General features: G+C 70.8%; 14 protein-coding genes. 7 read left to right on the forward strand and 7 right to left on the reverse strand.

The genetic code is table 11. The features are described from left to right. Positions 1-49: 49 nt before the first annotated feature. A complete protein-coding gene (locus DFR41_RS16230) occupies positions 50-607 on the reverse strand; it encodes a phasin family protein (RefSeq protein WP_017760046.1) in 558 nt (185 codons plus the stop codon). 162 nt (positions 608-769) lie between these two features. Between DFR41_RS16230 and DFR41_RS16235 the strand changes: the two genes are divergently transcribed. Beyond that, entirely contained in the window at positions 770-1,207 is a 438-nt protein-coding gene (locus DFR41_RS16235) for an acyl-CoA thioesterase (RefSeq protein WP_017760045.1), read from the forward strand. 110 nt (positions 1,208-1,317) lie between these two features. On the opposite strand, the gene DFR41_RS16240 is transcribed toward DFR41_RS16235, so the two are convergent. Together DFR41_RS16240 and DFR41_RS16245 are read right to left on the reverse strand one after the other, a co-directional pair. Continuing rightward, on the reverse strand, positions 1,318-1,728 hold the full coding sequence (locus DFR41_RS16240) for a hypothetical protein (protein WP_114803471.1): 411 nt from the start codon (positions 1,726-1,728) through the stop codon (positions 1,318-1,320). A gap of 65 nt (positions 1,729-1,793) precedes the next feature. After that, positions 1,794-2,027, reverse strand: coding sequence for a CsbD family protein (locus DFR41_RS16245; protein WP_017758917.1), 234 nt, complete (start codon positions 2,025-2,027; stop codon positions 1,794-1,796). A gap of 209 nt (positions 2,028-2,236) precedes the next feature. On the opposite strand from DFR41_RS16245, the gene pncB reads away from it, so the two are divergent. The 6 genes from pncB (at position 2,237) to DFR41_RS16275 (ending at position 10,009) form a co-directional block, all read left to right on the forward strand. After that, positions 2,237-3,454, forward strand: coding sequence for a nicotinate phosphoribosyltransferase (pncB, locus tag DFR41_RS16250; RefSeq protein ID WP_114803472.1), 1,218 nt, complete (start codon positions 2,237-2,239; stop codon positions 3,452-3,454). 53 nt (positions 3,455-3,507) lie between these two features. Next, positions 3,508-4,890 (forward strand): sodium:proton antiporter, encoded by a 1,383-nt coding sequence (locus DFR41_RS16255; protein ID WP_114803473.1) that lies wholly within the window; start codon positions 3,508-3,510, stop codon positions 4,888-4,890. Between the two features lie 62 nt (positions 4,891-4,952). After that, entirely contained in the window at positions 4,953-5,948 is a 996-nt protein-coding gene (locus tag DFR41_RS16260; RefSeq protein ID WP_114803474.1) for a 2-hydroxyacid dehydrogenase, read from the forward strand. Next, positions 5,948-7,330, forward strand: a complete 1,383-nt coding sequence (locus tag DFR41_RS16265; RefSeq protein WP_425326706.1) for a DNA recombination protein RmuC — start codon at positions 5,948-5,950, stop codon at positions 7,328-7,330. The genes DFR41_RS16260 and DFR41_RS16265 overlap by 1 nt, the downstream gene beginning before the upstream one ends. Then, positions 7,327-8,508 (forward strand): MFS transporter, encoded by a 1,182-nt coding sequence (locus DFR41_RS16270; RefSeq protein WP_114803475.1) that lies wholly within the window; start codon positions 7,327-7,329, stop codon positions 8,506-8,508. The genes DFR41_RS16265 and DFR41_RS16270 overlap by 4 nt, the downstream gene beginning before the upstream one ends. Positions 8,509-8,659: 151 nt before the next feature. Beyond that, the gene (locus DFR41_RS16275; protein WP_114803476.1) at positions 8,660-10,009 is read left to right on the forward strand and encodes an amidohydrolase family protein; all 1,350 of its coding nucleotides are present in this window, start codon (positions 8,660-8,662) and stop codon (positions 10,007-10,009) included. Here DFR41_RS16275 and DFR41_RS16280 read toward each other — a convergent pair. The 4 genes from DFR41_RS16280 to DFR41_RS16295 are packed head-to-tail and all read right to left on the reverse strand — an operon-like array spanning position 9,997 to position 16,425. Continuing rightward, the gene (locus tag DFR41_RS16280) at positions 9,997-11,706 is read right to left on the reverse strand and encodes a hypothetical protein (RefSeq protein WP_211322605.1); all 1,710 of its coding nucleotides are present in this window, start codon (positions 11,704-11,706) and stop codon (positions 9,997-9,999) included. The genes DFR41_RS16275 and DFR41_RS16280 overlap by 13 nt on opposite strands. A gap of 59 nt (positions 11,707-11,765) precedes the next feature. Then, positions 11,766-14,324 (reverse strand): glycosyltransferase, encoded by a 2,559-nt coding sequence (locus DFR41_RS16285; protein ID WP_211322606.1) that lies wholly within the window; start codon positions 14,322-14,324, stop codon positions 11,766-11,768. Positions 14,325-14,338: 14 nt separating this feature from the next. Next, a complete protein-coding gene (locus DFR41_RS16290) occupies positions 14,339-15,514 on the reverse strand; it encodes a glycosyltransferase family 4 protein (RefSeq protein ID WP_211322607.1) in 1,176 nt (391 codons plus the stop codon). After that, a complete protein-coding gene (locus tag DFR41_RS16295; RefSeq protein ID WP_114803478.1) occupies positions 15,511-16,425 on the reverse strand; it encodes a glycosyltransferase family 32 protein in 915 nt (304 codons plus the stop codon). Before DFR41_RS16295 ends, DFR41_RS16290 begins: the two co-directional genes overlap by 4 nt. Between the last annotated feature and the right edge of the window lie 48 nt (positions 16,426-16,473).

Here is a 16,473-nt window from a genome sequence, read left to right on the forward strand (position 1 = left end):
CGGGGCCGAATGGATCCCGTGAGGACCCAAGGAGACAACCAGCAAGAAATCAGCGCTTGGCGGTGGCCGTCTTCGTGGCGGTCTTGGCGGCGTTCATGGCCTGCGTCGAGACGGCGTTGAAGTTGGCTTCGGCCACGTCGGAGGCCTGCTTGACGGCCTTCTGCACGGATTCGAAGGCGTTGTTGGCGGCGGCCACGGCGCTCTTCATCATGGCGACGGCTGTTTCGGAACCGGCCGGGGCATTTTTGGCGGCGCTGTCGATCAGGCCGACCATGGCTTGCTGCGCTTCCACGGCCTTGCTCTCGAAGGCCTTGGTGAATTCGGCGCTGGTGCCCTGGGCGATGTCGTACAGGTGGCGGCTGTAGGCGGCGGTCTTCTCGGCCATCGGCTGCATCATGCTGGCTTGCAGGGCCAGCAGTTCCTGCGCGTCCTTGGCGCCCAGCACGGCGTGGGCGGTGCCAGCGGCTTCGCTCAGGGCGGCCTTGGAGGCGGTCACGTTCAGCTCGATGAGCTTTTCCATGCCTTCGAAGGCCTTGGTCGTCAGACCGAACAGCGTGTCGATGTTGGCCTTTTGGGCGGCGATGATCTGGTCGGCGGTGAGTGCCATGGTGAGCTCCTGGAGGTGGTGGAAGTGGGGTTGCGGCGTTTGCTGCGCTGCAACATGGGATGAAGTATGGCAGCGGCCGGGGGCGATCTCAAGGGGTTTTGCTGCAATGCAGCATTTTTAGGTGACAGCCCCTATTTGGGGCTCCCGGCAGAATCGCCGCCCATGAGCAGCGCCCGCCCCACGCCCCAGCCGCGCGACCACTACCGCGCCTTCCGTCCGATTACCACCCGCTGGATGGACAACGACATCTACGGGCATGTCAACAACGTCGTCTACTACAGCTGGTTCGACACGGCGGTGAACGCGCTGCTGATCGAGCGGGGCGCCCTCGACATCCACCAGGGCGGCACCATCGGCTTCGTGGTCGAGACGCAGTGCAACTACTTCGCGCCGCTGGCCTTCCCCCAGACCATCGAGGCCGGCGTGCGCGTGGCGCACGTGGGCAGCAGCAGCGTGCGCTACGAGGTCGGACTGTTCGCCGAGGGGGCGCCAACCGCTGCGGCCCAGGGCCACTTCGTGCATGTCTATGTCGATCGGGCCACGCAGCGGCCGGTGGCTTTGTCCGCGGCCTTGCTCGCGGTGCTCGACACCCTGCGCTGACGGGCGGTCGTCCTCAGGACGGAAAAAGGCAGCCCCGCCGGGGACCGCCCATAAAAAAGCGGCACCCGAAGGTGCCGCCAAAGCGCTTCCGTCAAACGCGAGGAGACAAATTACTTCTTGGCGGTCATGGCCTTCATGTCGGCCTTGGCCTTCTCATGGTCGGCCTTGGCCTGCGACTGGCAGGCGTTCTTGGCATCGCCGCTCATGTCGTCGCACTTTTCCTTGGCCACGTCGTAGGCAGCATCGGCCTTGGCTTCGGCAACCTTCTTGGCGTGGCTGTTGCTGGGCTTGTAGGACTGCTCCAGTTCGGCCTTGGCGATGTTTTCCTTGCCCTTGGCTTCCTTCTCGCACACGTCCTTGGCGTTGTCCTTCAGCGTGTCGCACTGGGCCTTGTCGGCCTTGTACTGGGCGGAGATCTTGTCCTTCTCAGCCTTGTACTCGTCCTTGGTCATGGCGCTGGCCTGGACGGCGCCGAACAGGCAGCCGGTGGCGAGAGCGAGGGTGAGTGCGGTCTTCTTCATGGTGTGGTGCTCCTTGGGCAACGATTGAAATGGGGGAGGGGATTCGGTAAGGACTGGCCGGCGGCTCAGTACTTTTCCATCCAGAGGGCGGCGGGGGTGCGGCCTTCGGCGCTTTCCCAGGCCTTGACCTGTGCTTCGGCCTCGTCACGGCTCACGCCATGACGCTCCTGGATCTTGCCCAGCAGCTGGTCGCGCTTGCCGGCCACAACGTCGAAGTCGTCGTCGGTCAGCTTGCCCCACTGCTCCTTGACCTTGCCCTTCAACTGCTTCCAGTTGCCTTCGATGATGTCCTTGTTCATGGGATCTCCTTTGGTTGCTTGCGGGGCACTGCTGGTGCCGCCGTGCTATGCACTCTGGTGGGAGCCCTGCGGCTGCCCGGTAGGACGCCCAAAGGAGGGTTCGTAGGCGCAGGCGCACCATGCCCGTGATAATCAGTCCCACCCGTCCCGGGCCGGGGAACGCATGCTCCCTGGGGAGACAACCGCGCCGCCGCGCGCCGAGCCGTTTCATGATCATCCAGAGCCTTCTCGACACCGACCTGTACAAGTTCACGATGATGCAGGTGGTGCTGCACCACTTTCCAGGCGCCAAGGTCGAGTACCGCTTCAAGTGCCGCAACCCGGGCGTCAACCTGGCGCGCTTCGCGGGCGAGATCCGCGAAGAGGTGAGGGCGCTGTGCAGCCTGCACTTCAAGGACGCGGAACTGGCCTACCTGCGCTCCATGCGCTTCATCAAGAGCGACTTCGTCGACTTCCTGGGCCTGTTCAAGCTCAACGAGAAGTACATCGAGATCGTGCCCGATGCCGCCACAGGCGAGATCGACATCCACATCAAGGGCCCCTGGCTGCACACGATCCTGTTCGAGATCCCGGTGCTGGCCATCGTCAACGAGGTGTACTTCCGCAATACGCACCGGCAGCCCGACCTGGAGGAAGGCCGCCAGCGTCTGCAGGCCAAGATCGGGCAGCTGAAGGAAGACGGCCTGGAAGACCTCAAGATCGCCGACTACGGCACCCGCCGGCGCTTCTCCAAGACCTGGCACGAGGAGGTGCTGCGGACGCTGACGGCCGAACTGGGCGCCGTGAGCCCGCAGCCGCGCGCTGCGGAGCGGCTGCCGCAGTTCGCCGGCACCAGCAACGTGCTGTTCGCCATGAAGCTGGGCCTGCTTCCGCTGGGCACCATGGCCCACGAGTACCTGCAGGCCTGTCAGGCCCTGGGCCCGCGGCTGCGCGACAGCCAGATCTACGGCTTCGAGATGTGGGCGCGCGAATACCGCGGCGACCTGGGCATCGCGCTGTCCGACGTCTACGGCATGAGCGCCTTCCTGCGCGACTTCGACCTGTACTTCTGCAAGCTCTTCGACGGTGCCCGGCACGACAGCGGCGACCCCTTCGAATGGGGCGAGCGCATGATTGCCCACTACGTGGCCAACCGGGTCGATCCGCACACCAAGACGCTGATCTTCAGCGACGGCCTGACGGTGCCGCGCACCATCGAGCTGTACCGCCAGTTCCGGGGCCGCTGCCAGCTGGCTTTCGGCATCGGCACCAACCTCACCAACGACCTGGGCTATGAGCCGCTGCAGATCGTCATCAAGATGATCCGCTGCAACGGCCAGCCGGTCGCCAAGCTCTCGGACACTCCCGGCAAGGGCATGTGCGACGACGAGAAGTACCTCGCCTACCTGCGCCAGGTGTTCGAGATTCCCCAACCCGCCACGCCTTGACCAACGCCAACGTGACATCGCTTCTTCGCCGGATCCGCCCCTCGCGGGCTTTCATGGGGGCTGCACTGGCAGCCCCCGCGCTTTCCCAGGCTGCCACCTTCGACGGCGCCGCGCTGTCGCCGCTGTGGGGCCTGCCCTTCGCCGGCATCCTGCTGTCGATCGCACTGATGCCGCTGCTGGTGCCCACCTTCTGGCACCACCATTTCGGCAAGGTGGCGGCGGCCTGGGCGCTGGCCTTCCTCCTGCCCTTCGCGGCCGTCTTCGGGCCGGCGCTCGCGGGCGCGCAGGTGGTGCATGCGCTGCTGGCCGAATACATCCCCTTCATCGTGCTGCTGACGGCCTTGTTCACGGTGGCGGGCGGCATCCACATCCGCGGCAACCTGCATGGTTCGCCGGCGCTCAACACCGGGCTGCTGGCCATCGGCGGCGTGCTGGCCAGCATCATGGGCACCACGGGTGCGTCGATGCTGCTGATCCGCCCGCTCATCCGCGCCAACGACAACCGCAGGCACAAGGCGCATGTGGTGGTGTTCTTCATCTTCATCGTCTCCAACGTGGGCGGTTCGCTCACACCGCTGGGCGACCCGCCGCTGTTCCTGGGCTTCCTCAAGGGCGTGGACTTCTTCTGGACCACCTGGCATCTGCTGCCCGACACGGGCTTCGTCCTGCTGTGCCTGCTGGGCATCTTCTTCGTGCTCGACCGCTTCTATTACCGCAACGAAGGCGTGATGCCCGTCGACCCCACGCCCGACACGCGCGGCGTGCGCTTCGAGGGCCAGGTCAACTTCGTGCTGCTGGCGGTGGTGCTGGGCCTGGTGCTGATGAGCGGCCTGTGGCGCAGCGACGTGGCCTTCGACGTGATGGGCACGCCCGTCGGCCTGCCCGGCCTGATCCGCGATGCCGGCCTCATCGGCGTGACGCTGCTGTCGCTGGCGCTGACCAAGCGCGAGGTGCATGCGGCCAACCAGTTCGGCTGGGGGCCGATGCTCGAGGTGGCCAAGCTTTTCGCTGGCATCTTCCTGACCATCGTGCCGGTGATCGCCATGCTGCGTGCCGGCACGGCCGGCCCCTTTGGCGCCGTGGTGTCGGCCGTGACCCGGCCCGACGGCCAGCCCGAGCCCGCCATGTACTTCTGGGCCACGGGGCTGCTGAGCTCCTTCCTGGACAACGCGCCGACCTACCTGGTGTTCTTCAACACCGCGGGTGGCGACCCCGCCACCCTCATGACCACCCATGCCGCGACCCTGGCCGCCATCTCGGCCGGCGCCGTGTTCATGGGCGCCAACAGCTACATCGGCAACGCGCCCAACCTGATGGTCAAGGCCATCGCCGAGGACCGCGGCGTGCGCATGCCCAGCTTCTTCGGCTACATGGCGTGGTCGGGCGCGGTGCTGCTGCCGCTGTTCGTGCTCGTCACCTTCATCTTCTTCCGCTGAGCGGGGCGCGGCCGTTGGCGGCCGACCCGCATCGGCGGCTCTTTCGAAAAACGGAAACATCCATGAGCAAGCCCGCCGTCCTCGTCGCCCGCGCCGTCTTTCCCGAAGCCGTGGCGCGGCTCGCCGAGCATTTCGAGGTCGAGGCCAATCCCGCCGACGATCTCTGGTCCAAGGCCGAACTGATCCGCCGCCTGCAGGGCAAGGTGGGCGTGTTCACCACCGGCAGCGAGCGCATCGACGCCGAGGTGCTCGACGCCTGCCCGCAGCTGCGCATCTGCGCCAACATGGCGGTGGGCTTCAACAACTTCGACGTGGACGCCATGACGGCCCGCGGCGTGCTGGGCACCAATGCGCCCGACGTGCTAACCGAGACCACGGCCGACTTCGGCTTCGCGCTGCTGATGGCCACGGCCCGCCGCATCACCGAGAGCGAGCATTTCCTGCGCGCCGGCCAGTGGACCAAGTGGTCCTTCGACATGTTCGCCGGCGCCGAGGTGCATGGCAGCACGCTGGGCATCCTGGGCATGGGCCGCATCGGCCAGGGCATCGCCCGCCGCGGCGCGCACGGCTTCGGCATGAAGGTGATCTACCACAACCGCTCGCGCCTCTCGCCCGAGCTGGAGGCCGAATGCAAGGCGACGTATGTCGCCAAGGACGAGCTGCTGCGCACCGCCGACCACCTGGTGCTGGTGCTGCCCTACACGCCGGCCAATCACCACAGCATCGGCGCGGCCGAGCTGGCGCTGATGAAGCCCACGGCCACGCTGGTCAACATCGCCCGCGGCGGCATCGTGGACGACGCGGCCCTCGCCCAGGCGCTGAAGGACCGGCGCATCGCCGCCGCCGGCCTCGACGTGTTCGAGGGCGAGCCCAAGGTGCATCCGGACCTGCTCGCCGTGCCCAACGTGGTGCTCACGCCTCACATCGCCAGTTCCACGATCACCACCCGTCGGGCCATGGCCGACCTGGCCGTGGACAACCTGATCGCCTTCCTCACCACCGGCCAGCCGCGCACGCCCGTCAATCCGCAGGTGCTAGGCCGGGTGCGCGGCCAATGATGGAGGCGATGACGCTGCAGGACTGGCTGCTGCTGGGCCTCGGGCTGCTGAACCTCCTTCTGCTGGCCGTGCTGCTGCTGCGTCGGCCTGCCGAGCCTGACGTGGGGCAACTGGCGGCCCCGATCCAGGCGCTGCTGGAGCGCAACGAGCGCGCACTGCGCCGCGAGATTGCCGACAACGCCCGCGCCGGCCGCCAGGAAAGCGCCGCCGCGTTGGCCACCTTCCAGCAGACCTTGCTGGCTCAGGGCGCCGAGGCCACGCGGACGCAGAACGCGCAGCTCGACGCCTTCGCGCAGCAGATCGGCACGCTGCGCCAGGCGCTGGCCGAGACGCTCACCAGCCAGTTGCAGGGCCTGAGTGAAGCCAACGCCCGACGCATCGCCGAGGTGCGCGCGACCATGGAGACGCAGCTCGCCCAGCTGCAGGCCAGCAACAGCGCCAAGCTGGAGGAGATGCGCCAGACGGTCGACGAGAAGCTGCAGAGCACGCTCGAAGCCCGCCTGGGCGAGAGCTTCCGCCAGGTGGCCGAGCGGCTGGAGCAGGTCTACAAGGGCCTGGGCGAGATGCAGACGCTGGCGCAGGGCGTGGGCGACCTCAAGCACCTGCTGACCAACGTCAAGACCCGCGGCATGTTCGGCGAGGCCCAACTGGCCGCGCTGCTGGAGCAGGTGCTCGCGCCCGAGCAGTACGCGGCCCAGGTCGCCACCCATCCGGAGTCGCGCCAGGTGGTGGACTTCGCCATCCGCCTGCCGGGCCGCAGCAGCGACGGCACGCCGGTCTGGCTGCCCATCGACGCGAAGTTTCCCAACGAGGACTACGAGCGCCTGCTCGATGCCCAGCAGCGCGCCGACGCGCTGGCGGTGGAGGTCGCGGCCAAGGCGCTGGAGACGCGCATCCGGCTCGAAGCCCGCGGCATCCACGAGAAGTACGTGTGCCCGCCGCACACCACCGACTTCGCCATCCTCTTCCTGCCCACCGAAGGCCTGTATGCCGAAGTGCTGCGGCGCCCGGGCCTGATGGAGGCGCTGCAGCGCGACCACCGCGTGACGCTGGCCGGCCCGACCACGCTGCTGGCCATGCTCAATTCGCTGCAGATGGGCTTTCGCACCCTGGCGCTCGAAAAGCGCAGCAGCGAGGTCTGGCAGGTGCTGGGCGCCGTCAAGACCGAGTTTATGAAATTCGGCGAGGTGCTCGACAAGGTCAAGCGCCAGACGCAGACCGTGCTCAACACGCTGGACCAGACCCAGACCCGCACCAATGTGCTGACCCGCAAGCTGCGCAGCGTCGAGGCCCTGCCCGATGCCCAGGCGCAGCAGCTGCTGCCGACGGTGGCGGAGGCGGCGGCCGACGAGGCCGAGCCCGAGGAGGGCGGCGCCCCGTGAGCGGCGCCGAACTCGGGCGACTGATCGCGGCGCAGGTCTGCCTGCATGCCACCATGGCCGGCATCCGGCTGGCCGCGCCGCTGCTGGCGCTGCAGCAAGGGCACGGTGCCGCCTCGGTGGGCGTGCTGATCGCGCTGTTCGCGCTGACGCAGGTCTTCCTGGCCCTGCCGGCCGGCCGCTACGTGGACCGGCACGGCCTCAAGCGGCCGATGGCGATGGCGGTGACCGCCGCCTTCGTCGGCGCGCTGCTGCCGCTGCTGTGGCCCGCCTTTCCGGCCATGTGCGTGTCGGCCCTGCTCACCGGCGGCGCCACCGGCGCCACGGTCATCGCGCTGCAACGGCATGTGGGCCGGGCGGCGCAGGGCACGGCGCAGCTGCGGCAGGTGTTCAGCTGGCTGGCCATCGCGCCGGCCGGCGCCAACTTCTTCGGGCCTTTTGCCGCCGGCCTGCTGATCGACCATGCCGGCAGCACGGCCGGCGACGCGCGGGCCTATGCGATCTGCTTCGCCTTCCTGGCGACGCTGCCGCTGGCGTGCTGGATGCTGGTGCGGCCCACGCGGGAAGCGCCCTCGGCCGCGCCCGCCGTCCATGCGCCCGGCACGCGCGCCTGGGACCTGCTGCGCGAGCCCATGTTCCGGCGCCTGCTGTTCGTCAACTGGATGCAGTCCTGCAGCTGGGACGTGCATGCCTTCGTGCTGCCGCTGCTGGGTCACGAGCGGGGGCTGGGCGCCTCGGTCATCGGCACCCTGCTGGGTGGCTTCGCGATCGCGGCGGCGCTGGTGCGCATGCTGCTGCCGGTGCTGGCGGCGCGGGCCACCGAGCGGCAGGTGATCCTGACGTCCAACCTGGTGGTGCTGGCCGTGTTCGCGCTCTATCCGCTGCTGCGCGATCCGTGGGCGATGGGGGCCTGCTCCGTGCTGCTGGGCTTTGCGCTCGGCGCCGTGCAGCCCATGGTGATGAGCATGCTGCACCAGATCACGCCGCACCACCGGCAGGGCGAGGCGCTGGGCCTGCGGCTCATGACCATCAATGCGTCGAGCGTGGTGATGCCGCTGCTCTTCGGCTCGCTCGGTGCGCTGATCGGCGTGGCGGGCGTGTTCTGGGTGGTGGGCGCGGTGATGGCGGTCGGCACGCCGGCTGTGCGCGGATTGCAGGCGCCCGACGAACAACGCGGCTGAGTGCCGCAGCGCGGCCGGATGCGGGGCCGGCCGCTGCGCCGACGCACGAGTGTCCACAAATCGGGCGAAGATTGGATACAAAAATGGCACGTCGATTGCTTGCGCTTCGGCATTCCTCCCGCCGGTGCACCAAACCGGCCCGAAAGTGCCCATGACCGAACCCCTCCACTTCGACCTGCTGCTGCTTGATGCCATCGCGCTGACGGCCGATCCTGCCCGCCCCGAGATCCGCGGCGCCGTCCTCGGCGTGCGGGATGGCCGCATCGCCTGGCTGGACGCGCAACCGCCCGCGCAGTACACCGCCGACCGCACGCTGCACCTGGCCGACCATTTCGTCACGCCCGGCTTCGTCAACGTCCACACCCACAGCATCCTCAGCATGGTGCGCGGCGTGGCGGCCGACCTGGGCTTCGCGCCCTCGTACACGCCGGGCATCCCCAAGGGCACGCAGGTCGACGAGGCGCAGGCCCGCGCCCTGGCCCGCCTGGGCGCGCTGGAGGCGCTGCTGGCTGGCTCCACCCTGGTAGGCGACAACTTCGTGCATGCCGACATCTGCACCGAGGCCATGGTCGAGCTCGGTCTGCGCCTCGCGCCCAGCTGGCGCATCCACGACGTGGACTTCGCGCGCGTCGCGCATGGCGACTGGCAGCACAGCGCCGCCATCGGCCAGGCCACGCTGGGGGCCGGGCTGGCGCTGCATGCGCGCTGGCAGAACCATCCGCGGGTGCATGTGAATCTGGCGGCGCATGCGGTGGACACCTGCTCCGACGCCTTCCTGCGCGAGGTGGGCGAGGCCGCCGCCGCACGCGGCCTGCGCGTCAGCACCCATCTGGGCCAGAGCAAGGTGGAGGTCGAGCGCGTGCGCGAGCGCACCGGCCGCAGTTCCACCGAAGTGCTGGCCGACACCGGCCTGCTCAACGAGCGGCTGATGGGCGGGCACTGCATCTACGTGAGCGAAGCCGATGCCCACCGCATGGCGGCGGCCGGCGCGCATGCGGTGCATATTCCCAAGTGCAATGCCGCCTCGGGCCGGCTGGCGCCCACGCCCATGCTCCAGCGCGCGGGCGTCAACATGGCGCTGGCCACCGACACGCAGCATGGCGACATGGTCGAGCTGATGCGCTGGGCGCTGGCCACGGCCCGGGTGCAGGAAGGCGGCGTCAACGACGGCTGGCAGCCGCACCATGTCTTCGACATGGCGACCATGGGCGGTGCCCGGGCGCTGGGCCTGGAGGCCGAGATCGGCAGCCTGGCCGTGGGCAAGTCGGCCGACTTCGTGGTCGTCGACGGCCGCCGCCCGCACCTGCGGCCGCATGTGAATCCGCTGGGCGCGCTGGTGCACTGCGGCCAGGGCCGGGACGTACGCCATGTGGCGGTGCAGGGCGAACTGCTGGTGGTGGACGGCCTGCCCACGAAGGTGGACATGGATACCGTCTGCGCCGAGGCCGAGGGGGCTTCGCGTGAACTCTGGGGCGCGCAGGGGCGCGACTACTGGCGCTGAGGCGCCTGCGGCGCAGGGCCGCCGTCCAGGAAGTCCGCCACCTTCGACAGCAGCCGCACCTGGCTGCGGTCGATCATGGCGTTCATGGAGGCATTGCTGGCAAAGCGCACGCCGTTGGGTGCCCACAGCGTGGAGGCGAGGTGGTCGTCATGCCCCACCAGGGGCGGGAAGAGCGTGCAGCAGCGCAGGCCCAGCGCTTCGAGGTAGCGGTCGATGGTGTTCTTCATCACGTCCTCGCCCTCGAAGCGGTAGTCGGCCAGGGCCCGCAGCGCCCGCGGTCCGTAGAGGCCGAAGACCATGCCGATCACCGAGTCGAGCCGGATGAGCAGCTCGCTGCCGTAGGGCTGCACGTCCAGCACCCGGGCCTTGGGCGAGAGGTCGGTGAGCAGGCCCGAGAACAGGTCCCAGCGCTCGGGGTGCGCATCCAGCTGCGCCAGCAGCGCGGGCAGGCGGGTGTCGAAGTCGGTCGGCAGCCGGGCGTCGTCCTCCCACACCAGCAGCCTGTCGCGCCCGGCCCGCAGCGCTCGGCGCGCCAGGTCGCGGTAGCTGAGCGCCGTGCCCTTCCAGCCGTCCACATGGCGCAGTCCCGGAAAGAGCACGGCGCCGTGGCGCAGGCTTTCGCGCGCATGGGCAAAGCGGTCGGGCGCTTCGGGCAGGCAGAGCACCACGGCCTCGCCGTCCAGGCGGGTGCTGGCCGTGGCGGTCTCGAAGGCGGCATCGTCCAGGAGGCCACAGCCATGCAGTGCCCGGGCCAGCAGGTGCGGCAGGCCGAAGGGCGTGCGGTCTTCCAGGGCGGCCGCCAGGGCCGCGTTGGTCGGCGGCAGTGGCACATGGAAGATCTGGTGCTGCACGAGACCGTGGGCGAGCAGGTCGGCGATGCGCGGCAGCACGGCCTCGAACACGGCCAGCGATTCCTGCAATCGGGTCCACGACGGATCGGTGTCGCCCGCTCCTTCTTGCTCGTCCGGCACCCGCCACAGGATGCGCCGCTCGGCCGGAGGCAGCACCACGAAGTCGCGCGGGCTCAGCACGAGGTACAGGTCGTCGGTGAAATCGGCAGGCATGGCCGCGTGCACCGTGCATTGCAGTGAGAGTGCCTGCAGCAGGCCTGCCACGGCCGAGGCGGTGCCACCCCAATCGGCGGGGGCCACGACCGCCACCGTGCGCACGGCGGCCAGTTGCCCCGAGGCGCGCAACGCCCGCATGCGGGTGCGGTAGTCCTGCACGGGTGCTGGCGCGGCCTGCTGGGAAGGGGGCGGAGGCGGCTCCGTTGGCATGGCGGCCGGCGCAGGGGCGGGAGTGACCGCAGCCGGGGCTGGGGCCACGTGGCGCAGCAACCGGCGCAGATCGCGCGCCAGCCGGCGCAGCACGCGGCGGGCGAAGGGCTGCCGGGCGGCCGCCAGCGCGGCGGCATGGCGCAGCCCGGCGATCTCTGCCTCCCGCTGGGCCAGTTCCTCGTTCAGGCGGGCTACTTCGGCCTGCCGGTCTGCCAGCGCGGTCTGGCGCCCGGCCAGCTCGGCCGCCTGCGTGTCGAGTTCGCGGCGGTGCAGGTCGAGTTGCGCTTCCTGTGCCTGCAGGCGGCCTTGCAGATGCCGCAGGGCCGCACGCAGGGCCTGGGCGGCGAGCGGGCTGAACGAACCGGCTTCGGCTTCGCCTTCGGCGCCAGCACTCTTTGGAGCGGCCGGGCGTGTGCGCACGGAGCAACCTTCGGCTTCGCCTTCGGTGCGAGCACCCTTCGGAGCGGCCGGGCGTGTGCTCATGGCTGAAGCCCCATCTCCTGCGGCCGCCGCGCCGGCTCCGCGGGCGCGGCGGCGCGGCGCGGCAGCAGGCCGGTGGCGTCGAGCAGGGCGCGCGGCAGGTCGTCCGCCGGCGGGGCGCGGTAGGCACGGGCCCGGTCGCGCAGTTGCGCCAGGTAGGCATCGTCCGTGCACAGGCGCTCGATCTCGCGGCGCCACGCGGGCCCGTCGTCCGGGTCGAGGGCGGGCATCAGGCCTGCCGAGGCTTCGACGATGGCTGGATGGTCCGACAGCAGCACCGGCGTGCCGGCCGCCAGGCTTTCGGCCACGGGCAGGCCGAAGCCCTCGTTGAAGGACGGGAAGACGGCGAAGCGGGCATGCCGGTACAGCCACTGCAGATGCTCGTCGCGCGGCGATTCCACCACCCGCACATCGGGCGCCAGCCGCCAGTTGCGCTCCACCGCCAGCCGGGCGGCGTCCACGCCCCAGCCCCAGCGGCCGGCGAGCACCAGCATCGGCAGGCGCCCGGCCGGCAGCCGCTGCCGCAGTTGTTCCCACACATGCAGCAGCAGGATGTGGTTCTTGCGGATCTCGAGGGTCGAGCAGTACAGGACGAAGGGCCGGTCCAGGTCCAGCCCCGGCGGCGGCGCGCCTGGCCGGGCGGGGCCGGTGTCCAGGCCGGCGGGGGCTGCCACGCGCAGGGGCGGCGCGGCACGGCCCGCCTCCGCCATCGCGCGCTGCACCTGGCCTGCCGTGTAGCGCGAGACGGCCACCAGCTGGTCCGCCTCGGCGATGACGGCGAGCATGTCGCCTGTGTACTGGCGCGGATCGCGGCCGGCGGTCCACTGCGGCGTCTCCCACACCATCAGGTCGTGCACGGCCAGCACCACGCGCACGCCGCGCGCGCGCAGCGCCTGGAAGACGGGTGTGCCCACATAGTCCCAGGGGTTGGAGACGCTCAGCAGCATGTCGCCCGCGCCAGGCGCGAAGGGCCCCGTGCCGATTGGGGCGATGCGCACATTGGCGCTGGCGCGGCCATGCAGCCAGCGTCCGAGGCGGCTGTCCGCCAGCCGGCGAAGGCGCCCCTTGCCGCGCTGGAAAGCGCCCAGCGCACGCAGGCTGCGGCCCACCGACTGCGGCACGCGCGGCGGCGGCAGCGGCGTGGCGGCCAGCTCGGCGGCGGCCAGCCGCCCGATGCCGTCGGGCATGTTGGCCAGGAACTCCAGCTCCTGCCCGGTGAGCCGCCGGTAGCCGCCATCGTCGGCACCGCGACGCACCAGCTGAACGGGCACGGGCTGCGCGGCCAGCAGATCGCCGGTGTGGTGCTCGACGCGCGAGATGCCCACGGGCGAGTGCCAGCCCTTTTCGAGGCTGACGGAGACGTCGAACAACAGCCCCGGACCGGGCAGGCCGGCACCGGCCGGGGGCGCCTGGGGGCGGGGACACCAGGCGCCGTCCAGCACGGCAGTGAGCTGCGCCAGCACCCGCGGCGTGGCGAATTCGCGCTGTGTCCGTTCGCGCCCGGCCCGGCCCAGCCGGTCGGCCAGGGCCGGATCGCGGTGCAGCCGCTCGATGGCGGCGGCCAGGCCCGCCACGTCGCCTTCGTCGACGAGCAGGCCGTCGACGTCGTGCCGGATCAGCTGCGCCGGCGCACCGCAGGCGAAGGCGATGACGGGCCGGCCATGGGCCCAGGCCTCGATGATCGAGCGGCCGAAGGTCTCCGGTCCGCCATGCGCCGAGACCGAGGTGACGAGCACGGCCCGGGCCCCGCGCAGCAGCGTCGACGGATCGTCCACATGGTCGTGCAGCGACAGGGTGGAGGCCGTGCCGGCCGCGGCCATCTGCGCCTGCAGCTCGCCGTACAGCTCGGGGATGGGCCGGTGGCCGACCGATGCGATGCGCAGGCCCGGGCAGCGCGGCCCCAGCAGCGCGGCGGCCCGCACCAGCAGGGCATGGCCCTTGAAGCGGTTGACGGTGGCCAGGTGCAGGAAGGGCGCATCGGCCGCCAGCATGGACGCGGGCGTCTCCGGAATGTCCACCGGGTTGGGCATGACCAGTGCCCGCATCGGGCCGTGCGGCCAGACATGGCGGGCGAGGTAGTCGGGCTTTTCGAGCACCGCCCGGTCGGGCACCAGCAGCGTGGCCCGGGGCACCTGGGGCAGCAACTGCGCATGGTCGAACCACAGGAAGTCGTGCACGCCGACGCAGGCGATGGCGTCCAGCCCGGGCAGCCAACCGGCGGCGCGCGCCAGGATGCGCAGCGAGTCCATCGTGTTGCTCAGGATGGCCGAGGGCCGCAGCGCCAGGAAGCGCTGCACCAGCAGGCGCGCGGCGCCGTCGGCGAAGTCCTCGCGGCTCGCGTCCACCTCGTGGATCTCCAGCGCGGGATGCGCCAGGAGGCGCAGCCGCTGCAGGTGCAGCGGGTTGCACGCAAAGACCGTCACCGGCCGTTCGGCCAGCAGCAGCGGCAGCAGGGTTTCGATGTTGCGTTCGGCACCGCCATAGCCGGTGGCGACCGAGAGGATGAGCAGGGGTGGTCGGGCCACGGTCGGGGTGGCGGTCGGGCGGGCGTGGTGCAAGGTGGCTTCCTGCTTCATTCGGGCGCAGGGCGGGAGGAGGAAAAGGCCGGCGCGAGGCAGTACTCGGCACGCAGCAGGCGTCCGGCCTCGCGCGCCAGGCGCTCGGCCAGCACCGGGTCGGTCAGCAGGGCGGCGCAGTGCCGCGCAAAGCGCTCGGCGTGGTCGGCCACGAGCAGGTGGCGGCCGGGCTCGACCGCCAGCCCGCGGGCGGCATGGGAGGTGGCCACCACGGGCCGCCCGTACTGCCATGCCTCCAGCACCTTCAGCTTGGTGCCGCCGCCGCCGCGCACCGGGGCGATGACGGCCGTGGCCTGGGCGTAGAGCGGTCGCAGGTCGGCGGGCTCGTGCGCATAGGCGATGCCGTGCGCCGCCAGCTGCTGGCACAGCGACGCCTCGGCCCGGCCGGCGGCGACGACCTGCACATCGGGCACCATTCGGCGCAGGCGGGGCAGCACGGCGCGGGCGAACCACAGCAGCGCATCCTCGTTCGGCGGATAGAACAGCGCGCCCACGAAGAGCAGCGTGCGCCCGTCCTTCGGCGGCGGTGGCAGGTCGGGCCCGGGATCGGGCACCAGCCGGTTGGGGCTGGCGCGCACCTCGCGCATGCCCGGCAGGCGCGCCACGCGGGCGGCGTCCTCGAAGGCGGAGAGATGGACGGTGCGGTAGGCGGGCAGCAGTTGCCGCTCCAGCCGGGCGTAGCGCCGCGCCTGCAGCAGACCCTGCGCTGCGGCACGCCAGCGGCCGTGGCGCAGGGCCAGGCCCGCAAGGCTGCAGCGCGTGGCCGACTCCCAGTCGTCGCAGTCCATCTCGGCGACGGCGCGCCAGGCGGCAGGCAGATGCGCCGCCAGGTCGTGCATGTAGAAGCGGAAGACGAGCACGCGCACCGGCGCCGGGCCGGGCAGGGCGGCCAGCGCCGCGGCGGCGCCCGCGTCCGGGTCGAACCAGTCCGCCAGCGCGCGCGGGGCCAGGGCGGGGCCGGTGCAGTGCACCACATGCAGCCGGCCGGGCAGCGGCGTGCGCGGCACGGGCGCCTCGGCATGGCGGGTCGCCAGCACGATGTCGAGTGCATGCGTGGCCGCCAGCTCGCAGGCCCAGCGCCATCCCCGGCGCATCAGGCCCACGCCCTGCGGGTCGGGCAGCACATGGGTCAGCAGGATGGCCCGGCTGCGCGGGACCTGCGCGTCGCTCACGAGGCCCTCGGCCCCCGCAGCCGGCGCAGCCACCGGCCCAGGGCCGACGGCGCGAGGCCGGGCGGCAGGTGCGGCCGTGCCAGGCGGGCGTAGGTGGTGCGTGCCCGCGCCACGTACTCGGGCGTGAGCTGCGTGTGGTCGAAGTCGGACATGTCGCGCCGGTCCACGTCCCACCAGAGGTGCGCCCACAGGTGCAGGCTGGTGGCGTCCGGCGGCAGCGTGCGGTCCTGCTCGAACAGGCCGGCGATGCCCTCGCGCGTCCAGTCGAGCGAGAAGAAGCGGCTTTCCGGCTCGACGCGGATCCATTCGGGGAACTCGCGGCTGAGCCGGTACGGCAGGAAGGTGGAGTGGTTGCTCCAGCTGCCGTCGAAGGCGCCCGGCATGCGCTCGAGCCAGGTCCGCACGAAGGGCGAGCCGGGCTCGGCCATGATCAGCGCATTGCACAGCGAGCCCTCGGGCGAGGAGGGCGCGCCGACGTCGACGCGCTCATGGCCCATCACGCAGGATTCCTCGAACAGCGCGGCTGGCGGCGGCGCCACGAACAGGGTGTCCATGTCCGCATAGATGCCGCCCTGCTCATGCAGCACGCGCAGCCGGATGAAGTCGGACACATGCGCGTAGGCGAATTGGCGGATGTAGTCGTCCTGGTAGTTCAGGTCGATGCGCAGCTCGTGCTCGGGAATCTGCTGCACTTCGATGCGCGGGCGGATGCGCTCCCACAGCGGCCCGTGCGGCTGGTTGTGCAGGTGCACCACCACGCGGTCCGGCCGGTTGACCTGCAGGCACGAGGCCAGGCACAGGTAGTGCAGCAGGTGGAAGGGCTCGGTCTGCGGCCGCAGGCCGAAGACGAAGTGGTAGGTGTTGGGGATGCGCGCGGGGCGCGCCGGCGCGGGAGGCGTAGTGGCGGTCAAGGTGGCTGCGGTGCGCGAAAGGGCGGCAGGCGGCCATGCACTCGGGGC

This window comes from Pseudacidovorax intermedius, from assembly GCF_003350475.1.
Taxonomy (GTDB): domain Bacteria; phylum Pseudomonadota; class Gammaproteobacteria; order Burkholderiales; family Burkholderiaceae_C; genus Xenophilus; species Xenophilus intermedius.